The sequence below is a fragment of the Mycobacterium sp. NGS35 genome, from assembly GCF_059812855.1.
Genome location: NZ_JCALDL010000001.1, coordinates 36957 through 51487 on the forward strand (window position 1 = coordinate 36957; position 14531 = coordinate 51487).

The 14531-nt window shown below is 66.0% G+C and carries 15 protein-coding genes; 8 read left to right on the forward strand and 7 right to left on the reverse strand.

The genetic code is table 11. The annotated features are described in order from the left end of the window. The 5 genes from ftsX to prfB are packed head-to-tail and all read right to left on the reverse strand — an operon-like array spanning position 1 to position 4137. On the reverse strand, positions 1-906 hold the full coding sequence (gene ftsX / locus AC5Y4C_RS00210; protein ID WP_499962324.1) for a permease-like cell division protein FtsX: 906 nt from the start codon (positions 904-906) through the stop codon (positions 1-3). Then, positions 907-1596 carry a cell division ATP-binding protein FtsE gene (ftsE, locus tag AC5Y4C_RS00215; RefSeq protein ID WP_499908070.1) on the reverse strand — a complete coding sequence of 230 codons (690 nt, stop codon included), beginning with the start codon at positions 1594-1596 and terminating at the stop codon, positions 907-909. It abuts the gene before it with no gap. A gap of 40 nt (positions 1597-1636) precedes the next feature. After that, a complete protein-coding gene (locus tag AC5Y4C_RS00220; RefSeq protein WP_499962322.1) occupies positions 1637-2065 on the reverse strand; it encodes an Rv3103c family proline-rich protein in 429 nt (142 codons plus the stop codon). A 7-nt stretch (positions 2066-2072) separates the two neighbouring features. Continuing rightward, on the reverse strand, positions 2073-3041 hold the full coding sequence (locus tag AC5Y4C_RS00225; RefSeq protein ID WP_499962320.1) for a mechanosensitive ion channel family protein: 969 nt from the start codon (positions 3039-3041) through the stop codon (positions 2073-2075). Beyond that, positions 3031-4137, reverse strand: coding sequence for a peptide chain release factor 2 (gene prfB, locus AC5Y4C_RS00230; RefSeq protein WP_499962318.1), 1107 nt, complete (start codon positions 4135-4137; stop codon positions 3031-3033). The genes AC5Y4C_RS00225 and prfB overlap by 11 nt, the downstream gene beginning before the upstream one ends. 101 nt (positions 4138-4238) lie before the next feature. Between prfB and AC5Y4C_RS00235 the strand changes: the two genes are divergently transcribed. From AC5Y4C_RS00235 to AC5Y4C_RS00250, 4 genes are all read left to right on the forward strand, one after another. Beyond that, on the forward strand, positions 4239-5600 hold the full coding sequence (locus AC5Y4C_RS00235; RefSeq protein ID WP_499907847.1) for an FAD-dependent oxidoreductase: 1362 nt from the start codon (positions 4239-4241) through the stop codon (positions 5598-5600). Between the two features lie 47 nt (positions 5601-5647). Continuing rightward, entirely contained in the window at positions 5648-6121 is a 474-nt protein-coding gene (locus AC5Y4C_RS00240) for a toxin-antitoxin system HicB family antitoxin (RefSeq protein WP_499962316.1), read from the forward strand. 20 nt (positions 6122-6141) lie between these two features. After that, positions 6142-6945, forward strand: coding sequence for a DUF4097 family beta strand repeat-containing protein (locus AC5Y4C_RS00245; RefSeq protein ID WP_499962314.1), 804 nt, complete (start codon positions 6142-6144; stop codon positions 6943-6945). 95 nt (positions 6946-7040) lie between these two features. Next, positions 7041-8708 (forward strand): Hsp70 family protein, encoded by a 1668-nt coding sequence (locus AC5Y4C_RS00250; protein WP_499962312.1) that lies wholly within the window; start codon positions 7041-7043, stop codon positions 8706-8708. A gap of 2 nt (positions 8709-8710) precedes the next feature. Here the strand turns inward: AC5Y4C_RS00250 and AC5Y4C_RS00255 are convergent, their stop codons facing one another. Further along, on the reverse strand, positions 8711-9028 hold the full coding sequence (locus AC5Y4C_RS00255; protein ID WP_499907843.1) for a hypothetical protein: 318 nt from the start codon (positions 9026-9028) through the stop codon (positions 8711-8713). A gap of 23 nt (positions 9029-9051) precedes the next feature. Here AC5Y4C_RS00255 and hisN point away from each other — a divergent pair, with 23 nt between their 5' ends. The 4 genes from hisN to AC5Y4C_RS00275 all read left to right on the forward strand — a co-directional run bounded on the left by hisN (position 9052) and on the right by AC5Y4C_RS00275 (position 13943). After that, complete coding sequence (gene hisN / locus AC5Y4C_RS00260; protein ID WP_499962310.1) at positions 9052-9834, forward strand: histidinol-phosphatase; 783 nt, start codon at positions 9052-9054, stop codon at positions 9832-9834. Positions 9835-9951: 117 nt separating this feature from the next. Further along, positions 9952-11361, forward strand: coding sequence for an acyl-CoA dehydrogenase family protein (locus tag AC5Y4C_RS00265; protein ID WP_499962308.1), 1410 nt, complete (start codon positions 9952-9954; stop codon positions 11359-11361). Positions 11362-11380: 19 nt separating this feature from the next. Continuing rightward, the gene (locus tag AC5Y4C_RS00270) at positions 11381-12595 is read left to right on the forward strand and encodes an acyl-CoA dehydrogenase family protein (protein ID WP_499962306.1); all 1215 of its coding nucleotides are present in this window, start codon (positions 11381-11383) and stop codon (positions 12593-12595) included. A 631-nt stretch (positions 12596-13226) separates the two neighbouring features. Beyond that, positions 13227-13943, forward strand: a complete 717-nt coding sequence (locus AC5Y4C_RS00275) for a Crp/Fnr family transcriptional regulator (RefSeq protein WP_499962304.1) — start codon at positions 13227-13229, stop codon at positions 13941-13943. A 6-nt stretch (positions 13944-13949) separates the two neighbouring features. Here the strand turns inward: AC5Y4C_RS00275 and AC5Y4C_RS00280 are convergent, their stop codons facing one another. Further along, positions 13950-14513 (reverse strand): hypothetical protein, encoded by a 564-nt coding sequence (locus AC5Y4C_RS00280; protein ID WP_499907837.1) that lies wholly within the window; start codon positions 14511-14513, stop codon positions 13950-13952. Between the last annotated feature and the right edge of the window lie 18 nt (positions 14514-14531).

A 14531-nucleotide genomic window follows, 5' to 3' on the forward strand; every position in this document is an offset into this window, starting at 1 on the left:
CTAGCGCCGTACGTAGAGGCGCAACGTCACATACGCTGTCACGCCGGCAACCACCACGCCGAGCAGCAGGAAGGGAGCGATGTAGAAGATGTCGAGGTAGTCGACCCGGGCGATCAGCGGCGGGTTAGGCGGCGGCACGTCATAGAACTGCTTGAGCGCATCCTCCAAGAAGAAGGCCCGCACCCCGAGCAATCCGACGATCGCGAGCACCACCCCGACCAGGGCGGCCAGCATCGCCTCCACCAAGAACGGCAACTGCGTGTACCAGCGGCTCGCACCCACCAACCGCATGATCCCGATTTCGGTGCGCCGGTTGAATGCAGATACTTGAACCATGTTCGCAATCAACAAGATTGCCCCGATTGCCTGCACGAAGGCGATCGCGAACGCCGCATCACGCAGGCCGTACAGCACCGAGAACAGCCGGTCGACCAGCTCCTTCTGATTCAGCACCCGCTGAACCCCTGGCTGGGCGATCATCGCCTGCGCGAATTCCTTGTCGTCATCGGGGTTGACGAGCTTCACCTTGAACGACGCCGGAAACGCCGACCTGCTGGCGACGTCTTTGAACGTCGGAATCCGTTGAATCGCATCGTCGTACGCCTGATCCGGGTTCAGATAAACCACGTGCTCGACGTCCTTGCGGTTCTGCAGCAGATCGTTGAGCGCCTTGCACGGGTTCTGCTTGCAGTCCGGATCACGTTGCGACACATCGGAATTCAGAAAGACCTGCGATTCCACCCGGCTCAGGTAGATCTTGCCGGACTGATCGGCCAGCCGCCACACCAGCAGCGCGCCGCCGAACAGGCCGATCGAGATCGCGGTGGTGAGGATCATCGCGATGGTCATGGTCAGGTTGCGACGAAAGCCGTTCCAGACCTCGTTGAGAAGGAATCTGAAGCGCACTTAGCGGTCCATCCCATAAACACCGCGCTGCTCGTCACGCACCAGCTTGCCCATGTCGAGCTCGACCACCCGCTGGCGCATCGAGTCGACGATGTGATGGTCGTGGGTGGCCATCACCACGGTGGTGCCGGTGCGGTTTATCCGCTCGAGCAGATCCACGATGTCTTTACTTGTCTCCGGGTCGAGGTTCCCGGTCGGTTCGTCGGCCAACAGCACCAGCGGACGGTTCACGAACGCCCGCGCCATCGCCACGCGCTGCTGCTCGCCACCGGACAGCTCGTGCGGCAGCCGGTTCGCCTTGCCGGACAGCCCGACCATTTCCAGCACGTCGGGCACCACGCGGTTGATCACGTCGGCGCGCTTGCCGATCACCTCCAAGGCGAACGCAACGTTTTCATAGACGGTCTTCTGCTGCAGCAGCCGGAAGTCCTGAAACACACAGCCGATCACCTGCCGAAGATGCGGGATGTTACGACCGTGCAGGTGGTTGACCCGGAACTTCGACACCTGGATCTCGCCCTTGGTGGGCTTCTCCTCGGCCAGCAGCAGCCGCATGAACGTCGACTTGCCCGAGCCGGACGGACCGATGAGGAAGACGAATTCACCCTTGTCGATCTTCACGCTCACGTTGTCCAGAGCCGGGCGGGCGGACGACTTGTACTGCTTGCTGACCTTGTCGAGGGTGATCATCACGGCACGCCAGTGTAGCGGTGGTTCACCTGCGCCCCGGTCAGCGCGACGGCGTCGGCGACGGGCCGGGACCCGGCACGGCAGGTGACGGCGACTGCGGGGCAAACCCCGGCGGAGCGGGCGTGGTGGTGGTCGGCGAGCCGCTGGTTGTGGTGTCGGTCGGCGAGGTGGGCGACGTCGTCTCCGTCGGCGTGGTGGTCGTCGGTGTCGGCGTCGTGGTGGCCGTGGTGGTGCGAGGTGTGGTTCTGCGCGGCTGCACGTCGGTGCGCGGCACCCAGGTGTAGTTGGGGTCCGGCACGAAACCCGGTGGCACCACCTGGGTGGCCGGGGCCTGCTGCGGCTGCGGCTCCGGCTGGTTGGCCTCGTAGAGCCACCAGATCAGCAGGAAGGCCACAATCAGCGCCAGCGTCGACGTGCGCAGACGACCGCCGAAGACATACGCGGGCCAGCTCTTGTTGTCCTTGGTCATTGCGGGCTCACCGAGACTCCGGCAGCTGTGCCTCTTGGGCGCTGGTCGAGGTGGCCGGGGCCGGAATCGCGCCGACCATCGGCGTCGACTCAGTGGGCGAGACGATGCCCGCCCGCCCCAGCGCGCGGACCACAAGAACCCGCAGCCGTCGGCCGACCTCGAATTGCTTGCCGGGCAGCGTGCGCGCGACCATGCGCAAAATCACGTTTTCCACCTGGATGCTCTCGACCCCCATCAGCGACGGCGCGTCCAAGAGCAAGTCTTTGAGCTGGGGGTCTTCCGTCGCCGCGTTGCAGACGTCATGCAAGACATCGTTCACGGCGTTGAGGTCGGCGGTCACCGGCACGGGGATGTCGACGACGGCGCGCGCCCAGTCCTTCGAAAGGTTCACCGATTTGACGATCTGCCCGTTGGGGATCGTGTACACCTCGCCATCGCTTGACCGCAGCTTGGTCACCCGCAACGTGACGTCTTCGACTGTGCCGCGCGCTTCGGCGGCGATGCCCGACACCGTCAGCGCTACCAGATCGCCGAACCCGTACTGGCGCTCGGTGATGATGAAAAAGCCGCTGAGCAGGTCTTGCACCAGGCGCTGCGCGCCGAAGCCGAGCGCGGCACCCAGCACGGCCGCCGGCGCCACCAGCGAACCGATCGGTACCGCCAGGATGTCGGTGATCTCGACGGCCACCATGACGTAGAGGATCGCGATCGACACCCACGAGATCACCGATGCGACGGCCTGGCGGTGCTTGGTGGCCTCCGATCGCACCAGCGCGTCGCTTTCGCGGAAACCCTCGTCGAGTCGACTGGTGATCAGCTTGGCGGCCCAGTTGATGAACCGGGCCACCAGCAGCGACCCGATCAACAGCAGCAGGATGTGCAGACCCTTTGTCAAGATCCACTCACCCAGCTGGCCGTGCCAGAAGCCACTCCACCGCTCGGCGAGGGGAAAGGCCAGGTATGTGTTAGTCGTCATCTTTTCTGTTGCGCCACCGGATTCCCGCTTCGAGGAACCCGTCGATGTCTCCGTCTAATACCGCAGCCGGATTGCCGACCTCGTAGTCGGTGCGCAGGTCCTTGACCATCTGGTACGGGTGCAGCACGTAGGAGCGCATCTGGTTACCCCACGAACTGCCGCCGTCGCCCTTCAACGCATCCAGCTCGGCTCGTTCTTCTAACCGCTTGCGTTCCAACAGCTTTGCCTGAAGCACGCGCATCGCCGAAACCTTGTTCTGCAATTGCGACTTCTCGTTCTGGCAGGTGACCACGATACCGGTCGGAATGTGCGTAAGTCGAACCGCCGAGTCGGTGGTGTTGACCGATTGGCCGCCCGGACCGCTGGATCGGTACACGTCAACGCGCACATCGCTTTCCGGAATCTCGATGTGATCTGTGGTCTCCACCACAGGCAGCACTTCGACTTCCGCGAACGAGGTCTGACGGCGACTTTGGTTGTCGAACGGGCTGATTCGCACCAGCCGGTGCGTGCCTTGCTCCACCGACAACGTGCCGTATGCGAACGGCGCGTGCACCGCGAACGTGGTGCTCTTGATGCCGGCTTCTTCGGCGTATGAGGTGTCGAAGATCTCCACCGGGTACTTGTGTTTCTCGGCCCAGCGGATGTACATCCGCATCAGCATCTCGGCCCAGTCGGCGGCGTCGACGCCGCCCGCACCGGAGCGGATGGTCACCAGCGCTTCGCGCTCGTCGTACTCGCCGGACAGCAGTGTGCGGACTTCCATCGCCTCGATGTCCTCGCGCAGGGACTTCAGCTCGGCATCTGCCTCCGCGAGTTCGTCGCTGCCACCCTCTTCGGCGGCCAGTTCGTAGAGCACCGGCAAGTCGTCGAGCCGGCGGCGAAGGTCCTCTACGCGGCGCAACTCGCCCTGAGCGTGCGACAGCTCACTGGTGACCTGCTGGGCCCGAGCCTGGTCGTTCCACAGATGGGGATCTGCGGCCTCGTGTTCCAGCTTCTCGATGCGTGCCCGCAGACCGTCGAGGTCGAGCACCCGCTCGACGCTGGTCAGCGTCGAGTCCAAGGCCGCGATGTCGGCTTGACGGTCAGGATCCACGGGTGCCTACGTTACCGGCCGGTCCCCGTTTAGCATCGAGCCGTAACTCGGCCACACGCGACAGCCCGTATCGCGCGGCCGACAACCGGGGAGGCTCCAGGATGCGTCCTTACTATGTCGCGATCGTCGGCTCGGGGCCGTCTGGGTACTTTGCGGCGGCGTCGCTGCTGAAACTGGCCGACGCCCCCGAGCCGGTACACGTCCACGTCGACATGCTCGAGATGTTGCCGACGCCGTGGGGGCTGGTGCGCTCGGGGGTGGCGCCCGACCATCCGAAGATCAAGTCGATCAGCGCCCAGTTCGAAAAGACCGCGGCGCACCCGCGGTTCCGATTCTTCGGCAACATCGCGGTCGGCGAGCATGTCCAGGCCGCTGAACTGGCGCAGCGCTACGACGCGGTCATCTATGCCGTCGGCGCGCAGGCCGACAAGCCGCTGCGGATCCCCGGCGAAGATCTGCCGGGAAGTGTCGCGGCCACCGAGCTGGTCGGCTGGTACAACGCTCATCCGCACTACGAGAAGATGCCCCTGGATCTGACGGGCGAGCGGGCCGTCGTCGTCGGCAACGGCAACGTCGCGCTTGACGTCGCACGCATTCTGGTCACCGACCCCGACGAGCTACGCACCACTGACATCGCCGACCACGCGCTGAAGCTGCTCGACCCGCGCGGGGTAGAGGAAGTGGTGATCATCGGGCGTCGGGGCCCGCTGCAGGCCACCTTCACGACCTTGGAGTTGCGCGAACTCGGCGAGCTCAAGGGCTTGGAAGGAGTCGACGTGCTGGTCGACCCGGCCACCGACGTCACCGACATCACCGACGAAGAAGCCGAGGCAGCCGGCAAGACGGTCAAGAACAACATCAAGGTGTTGCGCAAGTTCGCCGAGAGTCGGCCCACGCCGGGCAACCGACGGATCGTGTTCCGGTTCCGCACTTCTCCGATCGAGATTCGCGGCGACGGCCGGGTCGAGGAAGTGGTGGTGGGCCGCAACGAGCTGGTCACCGACGAGACCGGCCGCGTAGTGGCCCGCGACACCGGCGAACGCGAAGTGCTGCCTGCACAACTGGTGGTGCGCGCGGTCGGATACCGCGGCGTGCCGACGCCGGGTCTGCCGTTCGACGACCGGACCGGCACAATCCCCCACACCGACGGGCGCATCGAGGGCAGCCGCAACGAGTACGTCGTCGGCTGGATCAAGCGCGGGCCGTCCGGAGTGATCGGTAGCAACAAGAGCGACTCGCAGCACACTGTGGACACGTTGGTGGCCGACTTGGCCGAACCGTCACACGACGACAACTACTCCGACGAACTTCTGGAGTGGCTGCTGTCGCGGCAGCCGAAGCTGGTCACCGACGAGCACTGGCAGCTGATCGACCGCCACGAACGCACCACCGGCGAACCGCATGGCCGGCCGCGAGTGAAGCTGGCCAGCCTCGACGAATTGCTGCGCATCGGACATGGATAACTCGGTGGTGTCTTGCCATGGTGTCGTAATGGTGTCACCATGACACCATGGACTTGCAACCGTATGTCGATGCGGTCCGGCACGAATTGCTCCTCGCCGCCGAAGCCGGCGGCGAGGAAGCTGTGGCGTTAGCCGACCGGCTCACCGCGCCCCTGGAATCGGCGCTGAGGCTCGCGCTTTTGGACGCACTGTCCGGTGCAGCCGCCGAGATCACGCGTGAGCTCGCACCCCGCGCCGTCGAGGTGCGGCTGCGTGGCCGCGACCCCGAATTCGTCCTCACCGGAGACGTCGAGGAACCGGTCGATGGCCCACCGGACACCGAACCCGTCGGCGCCGATGACGGCGGCACTTGGCGGGTGACGCTGCGGCTTCCGGAGAGCCTGCGGTCGACCATCGAGGCGGCTGCCCGTCGCGACGGGATCTCACTGAACGCCTGGCTCGTGCGCGCAGCGACTGCCGCTGCCGGCGGAAAGCGGTCCACAAAGTACGCCGGCCGGGTCGTCACCGGCTGGGTGCGATGAAACACCAAGGGAGACAACAGATGCCGACATATGACACACCCGAACCGATCACCGCTCGCGTCGAGACGGCCGCCGGCGCCGTTCGACTGGTAGCGACCGAGCGCGCAGACACCGTCGTCGAGGTGCGGCCGAGCGACGCGGCGCGCCTCGCCGACGTCCGGGCTGCCGAACGCACTCGCGTCGACTTCTCCCACGGCACGCTCACCGTGTCGGTCGGTCGATGGGGCTTGTTCGGTGCGCGCACCGGAGCAGTCGACATCGACGTCGAATTGCCGTCGCGGTCGCGACTCGACATTGCGGTGTCCTCCGCGGATGTCCAGGCCGACGGCGAGTACGGCGACTGCCGGTTCGCGACTGCCAGCGGCAACGTGCGAATAGCGGTGGTGCACGGAAAGCTCAAGGCGGACGGCGCATCCGGGGATGTCACCGTCGACACTGCGCATGGCGGGGCGATAGCGACCGCGTCGGGGAACGCAGCGATCGGCGCGTGCGTCGGCGATCTGAAATTCCACGCCGCCAGCGGAAAACTGACCATCGGGCGGCTGGAGGGCAACGTCAAGGCGCAGACAGCGTCGGGATCGGTCCGCGTCACCGCAGCGGTGCGCGGCAAGATCTTCGCGCACACCGCCAGCGGCGACGTCGAGGTCGCGGTAACGCCGGGCACCGCGGCGCACCTGAACATCGCGACCGGTTCAGGCGTCGTCACCAACGAGATGCAGTTGTCCGACGGGCCCGCCGCCGGTGACCAGACACTCGAGGTGCAGGTGCGCAGCGGCTCAGGTGACATCACCGTGCGCCGGTCGGCGGCTGACTCAGCGGCCTGACCTGCTGTCACAGCAAACTCCCATCAGCCCTTGAGGTTTCGCGCCGGGGTGTCGACTGGAGAACGCGGCCCGTCGGACGCTACGGTGGATGCCCTATGAGCGACCCCCTGGGGTTGTCGATCGGGACGGCCAGCCTTGTCGCGGCGCGCGTCGGAAACCCACCTGTGCTACGTCCTGCCGCACTGACGTTGTCAGGCGGAGTGTCGATCACCGGATTTGTGGAGCGGGTCGGCGACCCGGTGCCGCTCGTCGCGGCCGACGGGACAGCGCACCGTGCCGATCGGCTGACAGTCGAGGCGCTCGCGGCGATGGTGCGAGCCGGCGGCGCACGTCCCACCGCCGTCACGATCGCCCGGCCCGCATGGTGGGGCAACGCCGCAGTGTCTGCCCTGCGGTCTGCGATCCCGGACGTAAGCGAGCTGAACCCGAATGGCCTTGCGCCACTGGTTGTTTCAGATGCCACCGCCGCGCTGACTGCGTTGGCCGTGGATCCCGGCCTGCCCACCGACGGAGTGGTTGCGCTGCTCGACTTCGGTGCGGGCGGGACGAGCATCACGCTCGCCGACGCGGGCTCGGGCTTCGGGGCGGTGGACGAGACGCTGCGATACACCGACTTCTCCGGCGACCAGATCGACCAGCTGCTGCTGACGCACATTCTGACGGGGATTGCGGGCACCCAGGGAATCGATCCCGCGGCCACCGCGGCCGTCGGCCCTCTGCGGCTGCTGCGTGAGAACTGCCGTCAGGCCAAAGAACGCTTGTCGGCCGACTCGGTGACCGAGGTGAGCGTTGAACTTCCGCGGCACCGCAGCAAGATTCGGCTCACCCGCGCTGAACTCGAGGGTCAGATCGCCCAGCCACTGACAGGGGTTATCACAGCACTGCATGAGGTCTTGCGGCGCAACGGAATTGGCCCCCAACGGCTTGCCGCGGTCGCGACGGTCGGAGGCGGGGCCGGCATTCCGGCGATCACCCTGCGCCTCTCTGAAGACTTACGCAGGCCAGTGGTGACGACGCCGCGCGCGGAGCTCAACGCGGCCGCCGGGGCGGCGTTGATGAGCGCGCGACTGCCGACAGACGAGGCCACTGTGGCGGCATGGGCGCCTTCGCCGCCTGAGCAGGCCGGATCGGCGACGTTTCGGGCATTGGCGTGGTCAGAAGACGATGCGGCCGCGCCAGACCCGGTGCCCTTCACCGGTGCCGATTACCCGGCGTGGGACTTCGACGAGGCGCGGCCACCGGTGGAGTTCCTCCCCGCCGAAGGGCCTCTCGAACGATCGCCTCGCTGGTATCGCCGACCGATGGCTGGTGTCGGTCTGGCGGCCGCGGTGCTGTTGGTCGCCCTCGGCGGGCTGGCATACAGCCTGACATCGCACGAGGACAAGCCCCGTCCGCCGACCGCGGTGACGTCATCGCCGACCAGCCCCCCTGCGCCCATGCCGTCGTCGGAGGCTGCCACCAGCGCGATCGTCAACGCCGGCCCTCCGGCGCCGGCTGAGCCACCGGCGCCGACCGTCACCGCTGTGCTGCCCCCACCCGCCACAACGGCGGTGGCCACCACCACACCAACCACAACAACGACCACCACCACGACGACCACGACGACCACCACCACCACCACGACCACCACGACGACTGCCGCCCCGACGACGACAACGACGGAACCGACCACGACGACAACGACAACCAATCCGATGACGACGACGTATCTGAATGTGCCGTTCCTGCCGGTTCCGATCCCTATTCAGGTGCCGCAGCAGTAAATTCAGGCACCCGGCGCGACCCGCCAATTGTCCGGATTTCTTGGCGAATACAGCACCGGGATGAGTTCACCCACGCGTGGCCAGCTGCCGACGTCGACGGCGTAACGCTGATACACCACATGCTCGTTGACTGTGGGACCGTTGATCACGCCGGTGACGGTGACGAACTGCTCCCCCGTCGCATCTGGCCGCGGGCTGACGCCAGTGATCAGCAAAGTGCCATCCACCGCGTCGGCGGGCTGTCTGAGTCGGCGCAGCCACGGCGCCGCCAACAACGCGAGCGCGCCGAGGACCACGATTATCCAGAAGATCTCCCACACGCCCTCATGGTAGGACTGCTGCCATGGGCGATCGGTCGGACGACCTCGAGCTGGCGCTGCGCTTGGCCGACGAAGCAGACGCGCTGACCACGCCGCGGTTCGGTGCGCTCGACCTGCGCGTCGAGACAAAACCTGATCTGACGCCGGTCACCGATGCCGATCGGAACGTGGAAGAGGCGATGCGTCAGACGCTTGCGACGCAACGTCGCGAGGATGCTGTCATTGGCGAAGAATTCGGTGGCGCAACAGAATTCGTCGGTCGTCAGTGGGTGATCGATCCCATCGACGGGACCAAGAACTTCGTTCGGGGCGTCCCGGTGTGGGCGACGTTGATCGCATTGCTTGACGACGGCGTGCCAGCGGTCGGCGTGGTCAGCGCTCCCGCGCTGCAGCGGCGGTGGTGGGCTTCTGCGGGTCGCGGCGCCTTCGCCGCGGTGGCAGGCGGCACGCCTCGGCGGCTCGCGGTGTCGGCCGTGGGTGAGATTTCGGCTGCCAGTCTGTCGTTCTCCAGCTTGTCGGGGTGGGCGGCGCGCCGCGAGCGCTTTCTTGCGCTGACCGACGCAGTGTGGCGCGTGCGCGCGTTCGGTGATTTCTTTTCGTACTGTTTGTTGGCCGAAGGCGCGGTCGACATCGCGGCCGAACCCGAAGTCTCTCTGTGGGATTTGGCCCCACTCGACATCCTCATCCGCGAGGCTGGCGGGACATTCACCAATCTCGACGGGGTTGCGGGTCCGCACGGTGGAAGTGCTGTTGCGACGAACGGCAAGCTGCACGACACCGTGCTGGCTCAGCTGTCATCCGGCTAGTGCCGACGAGCGTGAACAAGTGTTCGCCGAATGTGAATTAGTTAACAGGTTATCGCTATCTTACTCCGGAGTAAGATACCGTTATCGCATCGCCATCCATCGATTGAGGCTGATGACATGACCAATTTCCTACCGTCCAAGCGGACATCGTCGCGCCGCGAGAAGCGCCGCAATTCCGTTCCCGGCCGCGAGAGCGCGGTCGGCCTGCAACGGCACAAGCGCACTCCGACCGACATCGGGCTCGCGTTGGTCACGCCAATCGTCGGGCAGGAGTTCCTCGACCGCTACCACCTGCGCGACCCGGTCAACCGGGCGCTGCGCTACGGCATCAAGCAGGCGTTCTCGGTGGCCGGTGCCAGCACCCGGCAGTTCAAACGGGTGCAAGGTCTGCGCAGCGGCCCTACGCGGTTGAAGTCCAGCGGCAAAGACTACTTCGACCTGACGCCCGACGACGACCAGAAGATGATCGTCAGCACGGTCAGCGAATTCGCCGAGGAGGTGCTTCGGCCCGCCGCGCGGGAGGCCGACGACGCGGCCACCTACCCGCCGGACCTGATCAGCCGCGCAGCCGAATTGGGCATCACGGCCATCAACATCCCCGAGGACTTCGACGGCATCGCGGCACACCGTTCGACGGTGACCAATGCCCTTGTGGCGGAGGCGCTGGCGTACGGCGACATGGGACTGGCCCTGCCGATCCTGGCGCCGGGTGGTGTTGCGGCCGCGCTGACCAACTGGGGCAGCGCCGACCAGCAGGCCACCTACCTCAAAGAATTCGCCGGAGAAAACGTGCCGCAGTCATGCGTGGCAATCGCCGAACCGCAGCCGTTGTTCGATCCGACGGCGCTGAAGACCACCGCGGTTCGCACGCCCAGCGGCTACCGGCTGCACGGCGTCAAATCGCTTGTGCCGGCTGCCGCAGACGCGGAGCTGTTCATCGTCGGCGCCCAATTGCACGGCAGGCCAGCGCTTTTCATCGTCGAGTCGTCATCGCAGGGGCTCACCGTCAAGGCGGACCGCAGCATGGGCCTGCGGCCGGCAGCCCTGGGCCAGGTCGAGCTCGACAATGTCTCGGTACCGTTGAGCGCACGGCTCGGTGAGGACGAAGCCACCGACGCCGACTACTCCGAAGCCGTCGCGTTGTCCCGCCTGGGCTGGGCGGCGCTGGCCGTCGGCACTGCGCATGCGGTGCTCGACTACGTCGTGCCCTACGTCAAAGAGCGCCACGCGTTCGGGGAACCGATCGCTCACCGCCAATCCGTCGCGTTCATGTGCGCCAACATCGCGATCGAGCTCGACGGCCTTCGCCTGATCACGTGGCGCGGCGCATCGCGCGCGGAACAGGGCCTGCCGTTCATCCGCGAAGCCGCACTCGCGAAACGGCTCGGCACCGACAAGGGCATGCAGATCGGGCTCGACGGCGTGCAACTGCTGGGCGGCCACGGCTACACCAAGGAACACCCCGTCGAACGCTGGTACCGCGACCTCCGCGCAATCGGGGTCGCCGAGGGCGTCGTACTAATCTGAGCGAACGGAAAACCCAGTCATGGCAATCAATTTGGAACTGCCCCGCAAGCTGCAAGCGGTGGTGGACAAGGCCCACCAGGGTGCCGCCGAGATGCTGCGGCCGATCTCGCGCAAGTGGGACCTTCGCGAACACGAATACCCCGTCGAGCTCGACACCCTGGCCAACCTCTTCGAAGGCATCTCTGAGGCAAAGACGTTCGCGTTCGCCGGAGCAGAAGCATTCCGGGACGCCGACGAGGCCAAGAACGAGAATCACAACGGCGCAAACATGTCGGCCGTGCTCAACGTCATGGAAATCAGTTGGGGCGATGTGGCTTTGATGCTGTCGGTGCCGCGGCAGGGCCTGGGCAACGCAGCCATCAACAGCGTGGCAACCAAGGAGCAGCTCGAACGCCTCGGCAAGGGCGTGTGGGCGGCGATGGCGATCACCGAGCCGGGCTTCGGCTCGGACTCCGCCGCGGTGTCCACCACGGCCACCCTCGACGGCGACGAGTACGTCATCAACGGCGAGAAGATCTTCGTCACCGCAGGTTCGCGCGCCACCCACATCGTGGTGTGGGCCACGCTGGACAAGTCCAAAGGCCGCGCCGCGATCAAGTCGTTCATCGTGCCCCGCGACCATCCCGGCGTCACGGTCGAGCGGCTCGAGGACAAGCTGGGCATCAAGGCCTCCGACACCGCGGTGATCCGGTTCGACAACGTCCGCATCCCCAAGGAAAACTTGCTCGGCAGCCCCGAGATCGACGTCGAGAAGGCGTTCGCCGGGGTGATGGAGACGTTCGACAACACGCGCCCTGTGGTCGCCGCGATGGCCGTCGGCATCGGCCGCGCCGCACTGGAAGAGCTGCGCCGCATCCTCACCGACGCCGGCATCGAGATCTCCTACGACAAGCCGGCACATGCTCAAAGTGCTCCTGCCGCAGAGTTTTTGCGGATGGAGGCCGACTGGGAGGCGGGCTATCTGTTGACGGTGCGTTCGGCGTGGCAGGCCGACAACGACATCCCGAACAGCAAGGAGGCCTCGATGGGCAAGGCCAAGGCAGCACGCGTGGCCAGCGACATCACGCTCAAGGCCGTCGAATTGGCCGGCACCACAGGCTATTCCGAGCAGACGCTGTTGGAGAAGTGGGCCCGCGATTCGAAGATCCTCGACATCTTCGAGGGCACCCAGCAGATCCAGCAGCTGGTAGTCGCCCGTCGGCTACTCGGGCTGTCGTCCGCTGAGCTGAAGTAGGACTACGGCGACGGTGTCGGCGAGTCGTGAACCTGCGAGCTGATCACCGAACTGGCCGAACTGATCCACGAGCTCAGAGTCGCCGAGACCGAGCTGCGGACACTGTCCGACGTAGTGGTCGGCCCGCCGGTGGTGGTCGCAGGCCCGTTACCCGAATCGCTGCTACACGCAGACCCGACGACGGCCAGCGCGATCATCGCGGCGGCCCCGACGGTAGCGCTGAAACGACGATTCAGCACGACTGCCCTCATGTTGACGTCCAATCTCTCGCATGGCCGGGAAGCTGATCTTCGGTAGATACCCGGAAATCGCGGGGATTGATCGCCGAAGTCGGCGCCGAATGCGTCTGGCCACAATCAGGGTCGTCACGCTCAGCGCGATCCCGCACAGCGCGGCGCGCCGTCTGCGTCTCCTCTTTGCCGATCTCGTCGACCCGCCGAGGTAGTAACCGATCGACGCCGCGGCGACCAACGCGCACACCGCCTCGAGCGCCGTCATGAAGACGAGCGTGCTCTGCTGCTGTCGCGGCGAGGTCACGTCGCAGACACACCTCGGTGAACGGCACGGCTGCCTACCAGTTCTCAGGGTTTTCCCTCGCCGCCGTGACATGTCGGGTAATCATCCAAGGGACATGACCGAACATTCGTCAGGTCTCGGCCGCGACGGCGGGCTCGCCGAGGCGGTGTTGGCACGCTCCGGCATCTTGCAAGGAGTGTCGCCGGAGGCGGCGGCCGATTTGATGCGGCAACTGCAGCTGGTGGAGTTCCCGCGAGGGCACACCATCTACGCGGCGGGCGATCCCGGCGATCGGCTGTACATCGTCATCACGGGCAAAGTGAAGATCGGCCGGCGCTCACCGGACGGCCGCGAGAAGTTGCTGACGATCATGGGGCCGTCAGACATGTTCGGCGTGCTGTCGGCATTCGATCCGGGGCCGCGCACGGCGACGGCGACCGCGATCACGACGGTGTGCCTGGCGGCGATGGACCGCGCCGCGCTGACCGCCTGGATCGCCAACCGGCCGGAAATCACCGAACGGCTGTTGCAGGTGCTCGCCCGGCGGCTGCGCCGCACCAACGATCACCTGACCGATCTGATCTTCACCGACGTGCCCGGCCGCGTCGCGAAAGAGCTGCTGAAGATGGCTCAGAAGTTCGGCACCTCGGAACCCGGCGGCCTGCGCGTCAAACACGATCTCACCCAGGAGGAGATCGCCCAGCTCGTCGGTGCCTCGCGGGAAACGGTGAACAAGGCGCTGTCTGACTTCGGGCACCGCGGCTGGATTCGCTGGGACGGCAAGAGCGTGCTGATCCTAGACACCGAGCGGCTGGCTCGCCGCGCCCGCTAGCAGCCCTCAGATGCCGGTCCAGGCCTCGTCGAGGCGCTGGGCCACGTCGATCACCTGGGCCTTCTCCGACGCCGGACTGTCGATTTCGTCGCGGACATACTGAGCGATGAAGCGCTTGATCTCGGCATCCACCCCGGCCACGATCCGCAGTAGTTCCGCGCGCAACGACGTCGACGCCACATCCACCACGATGTCGGACGGCCGCGGTTTCGCCACGTCGATGAAAAGCAGCAGCGGTTCAGCCGCGCGCGCCTCGGCCCTCAACTTGATCTCGCCGGCGACGTTGAATCTGGGCTTGTCCAATCGCAGGTCGATCACCATGTCGATCGCCAGCGGGATGCGGATGTCGAACGTGATTGTCTCGCCGAGGACCCGGTACGCCTTGGGCTGCTTGATCGTCACCTTGGCGGTGACCTTGGCGAGCCCGCCCGGACCCTGACGCATCGGGCCCATCTCGAACTGGTCGCCGGCGATCGCGGCGAAGGCGGCCGCCACGCGCTCTTCGGTGACGGCAACTTCGAAGAAGTTGCGGCCGAACTGCTCGTAAGAGATGAACTGGTAGTTCTGCATTGCTGACTACCTTCCCAT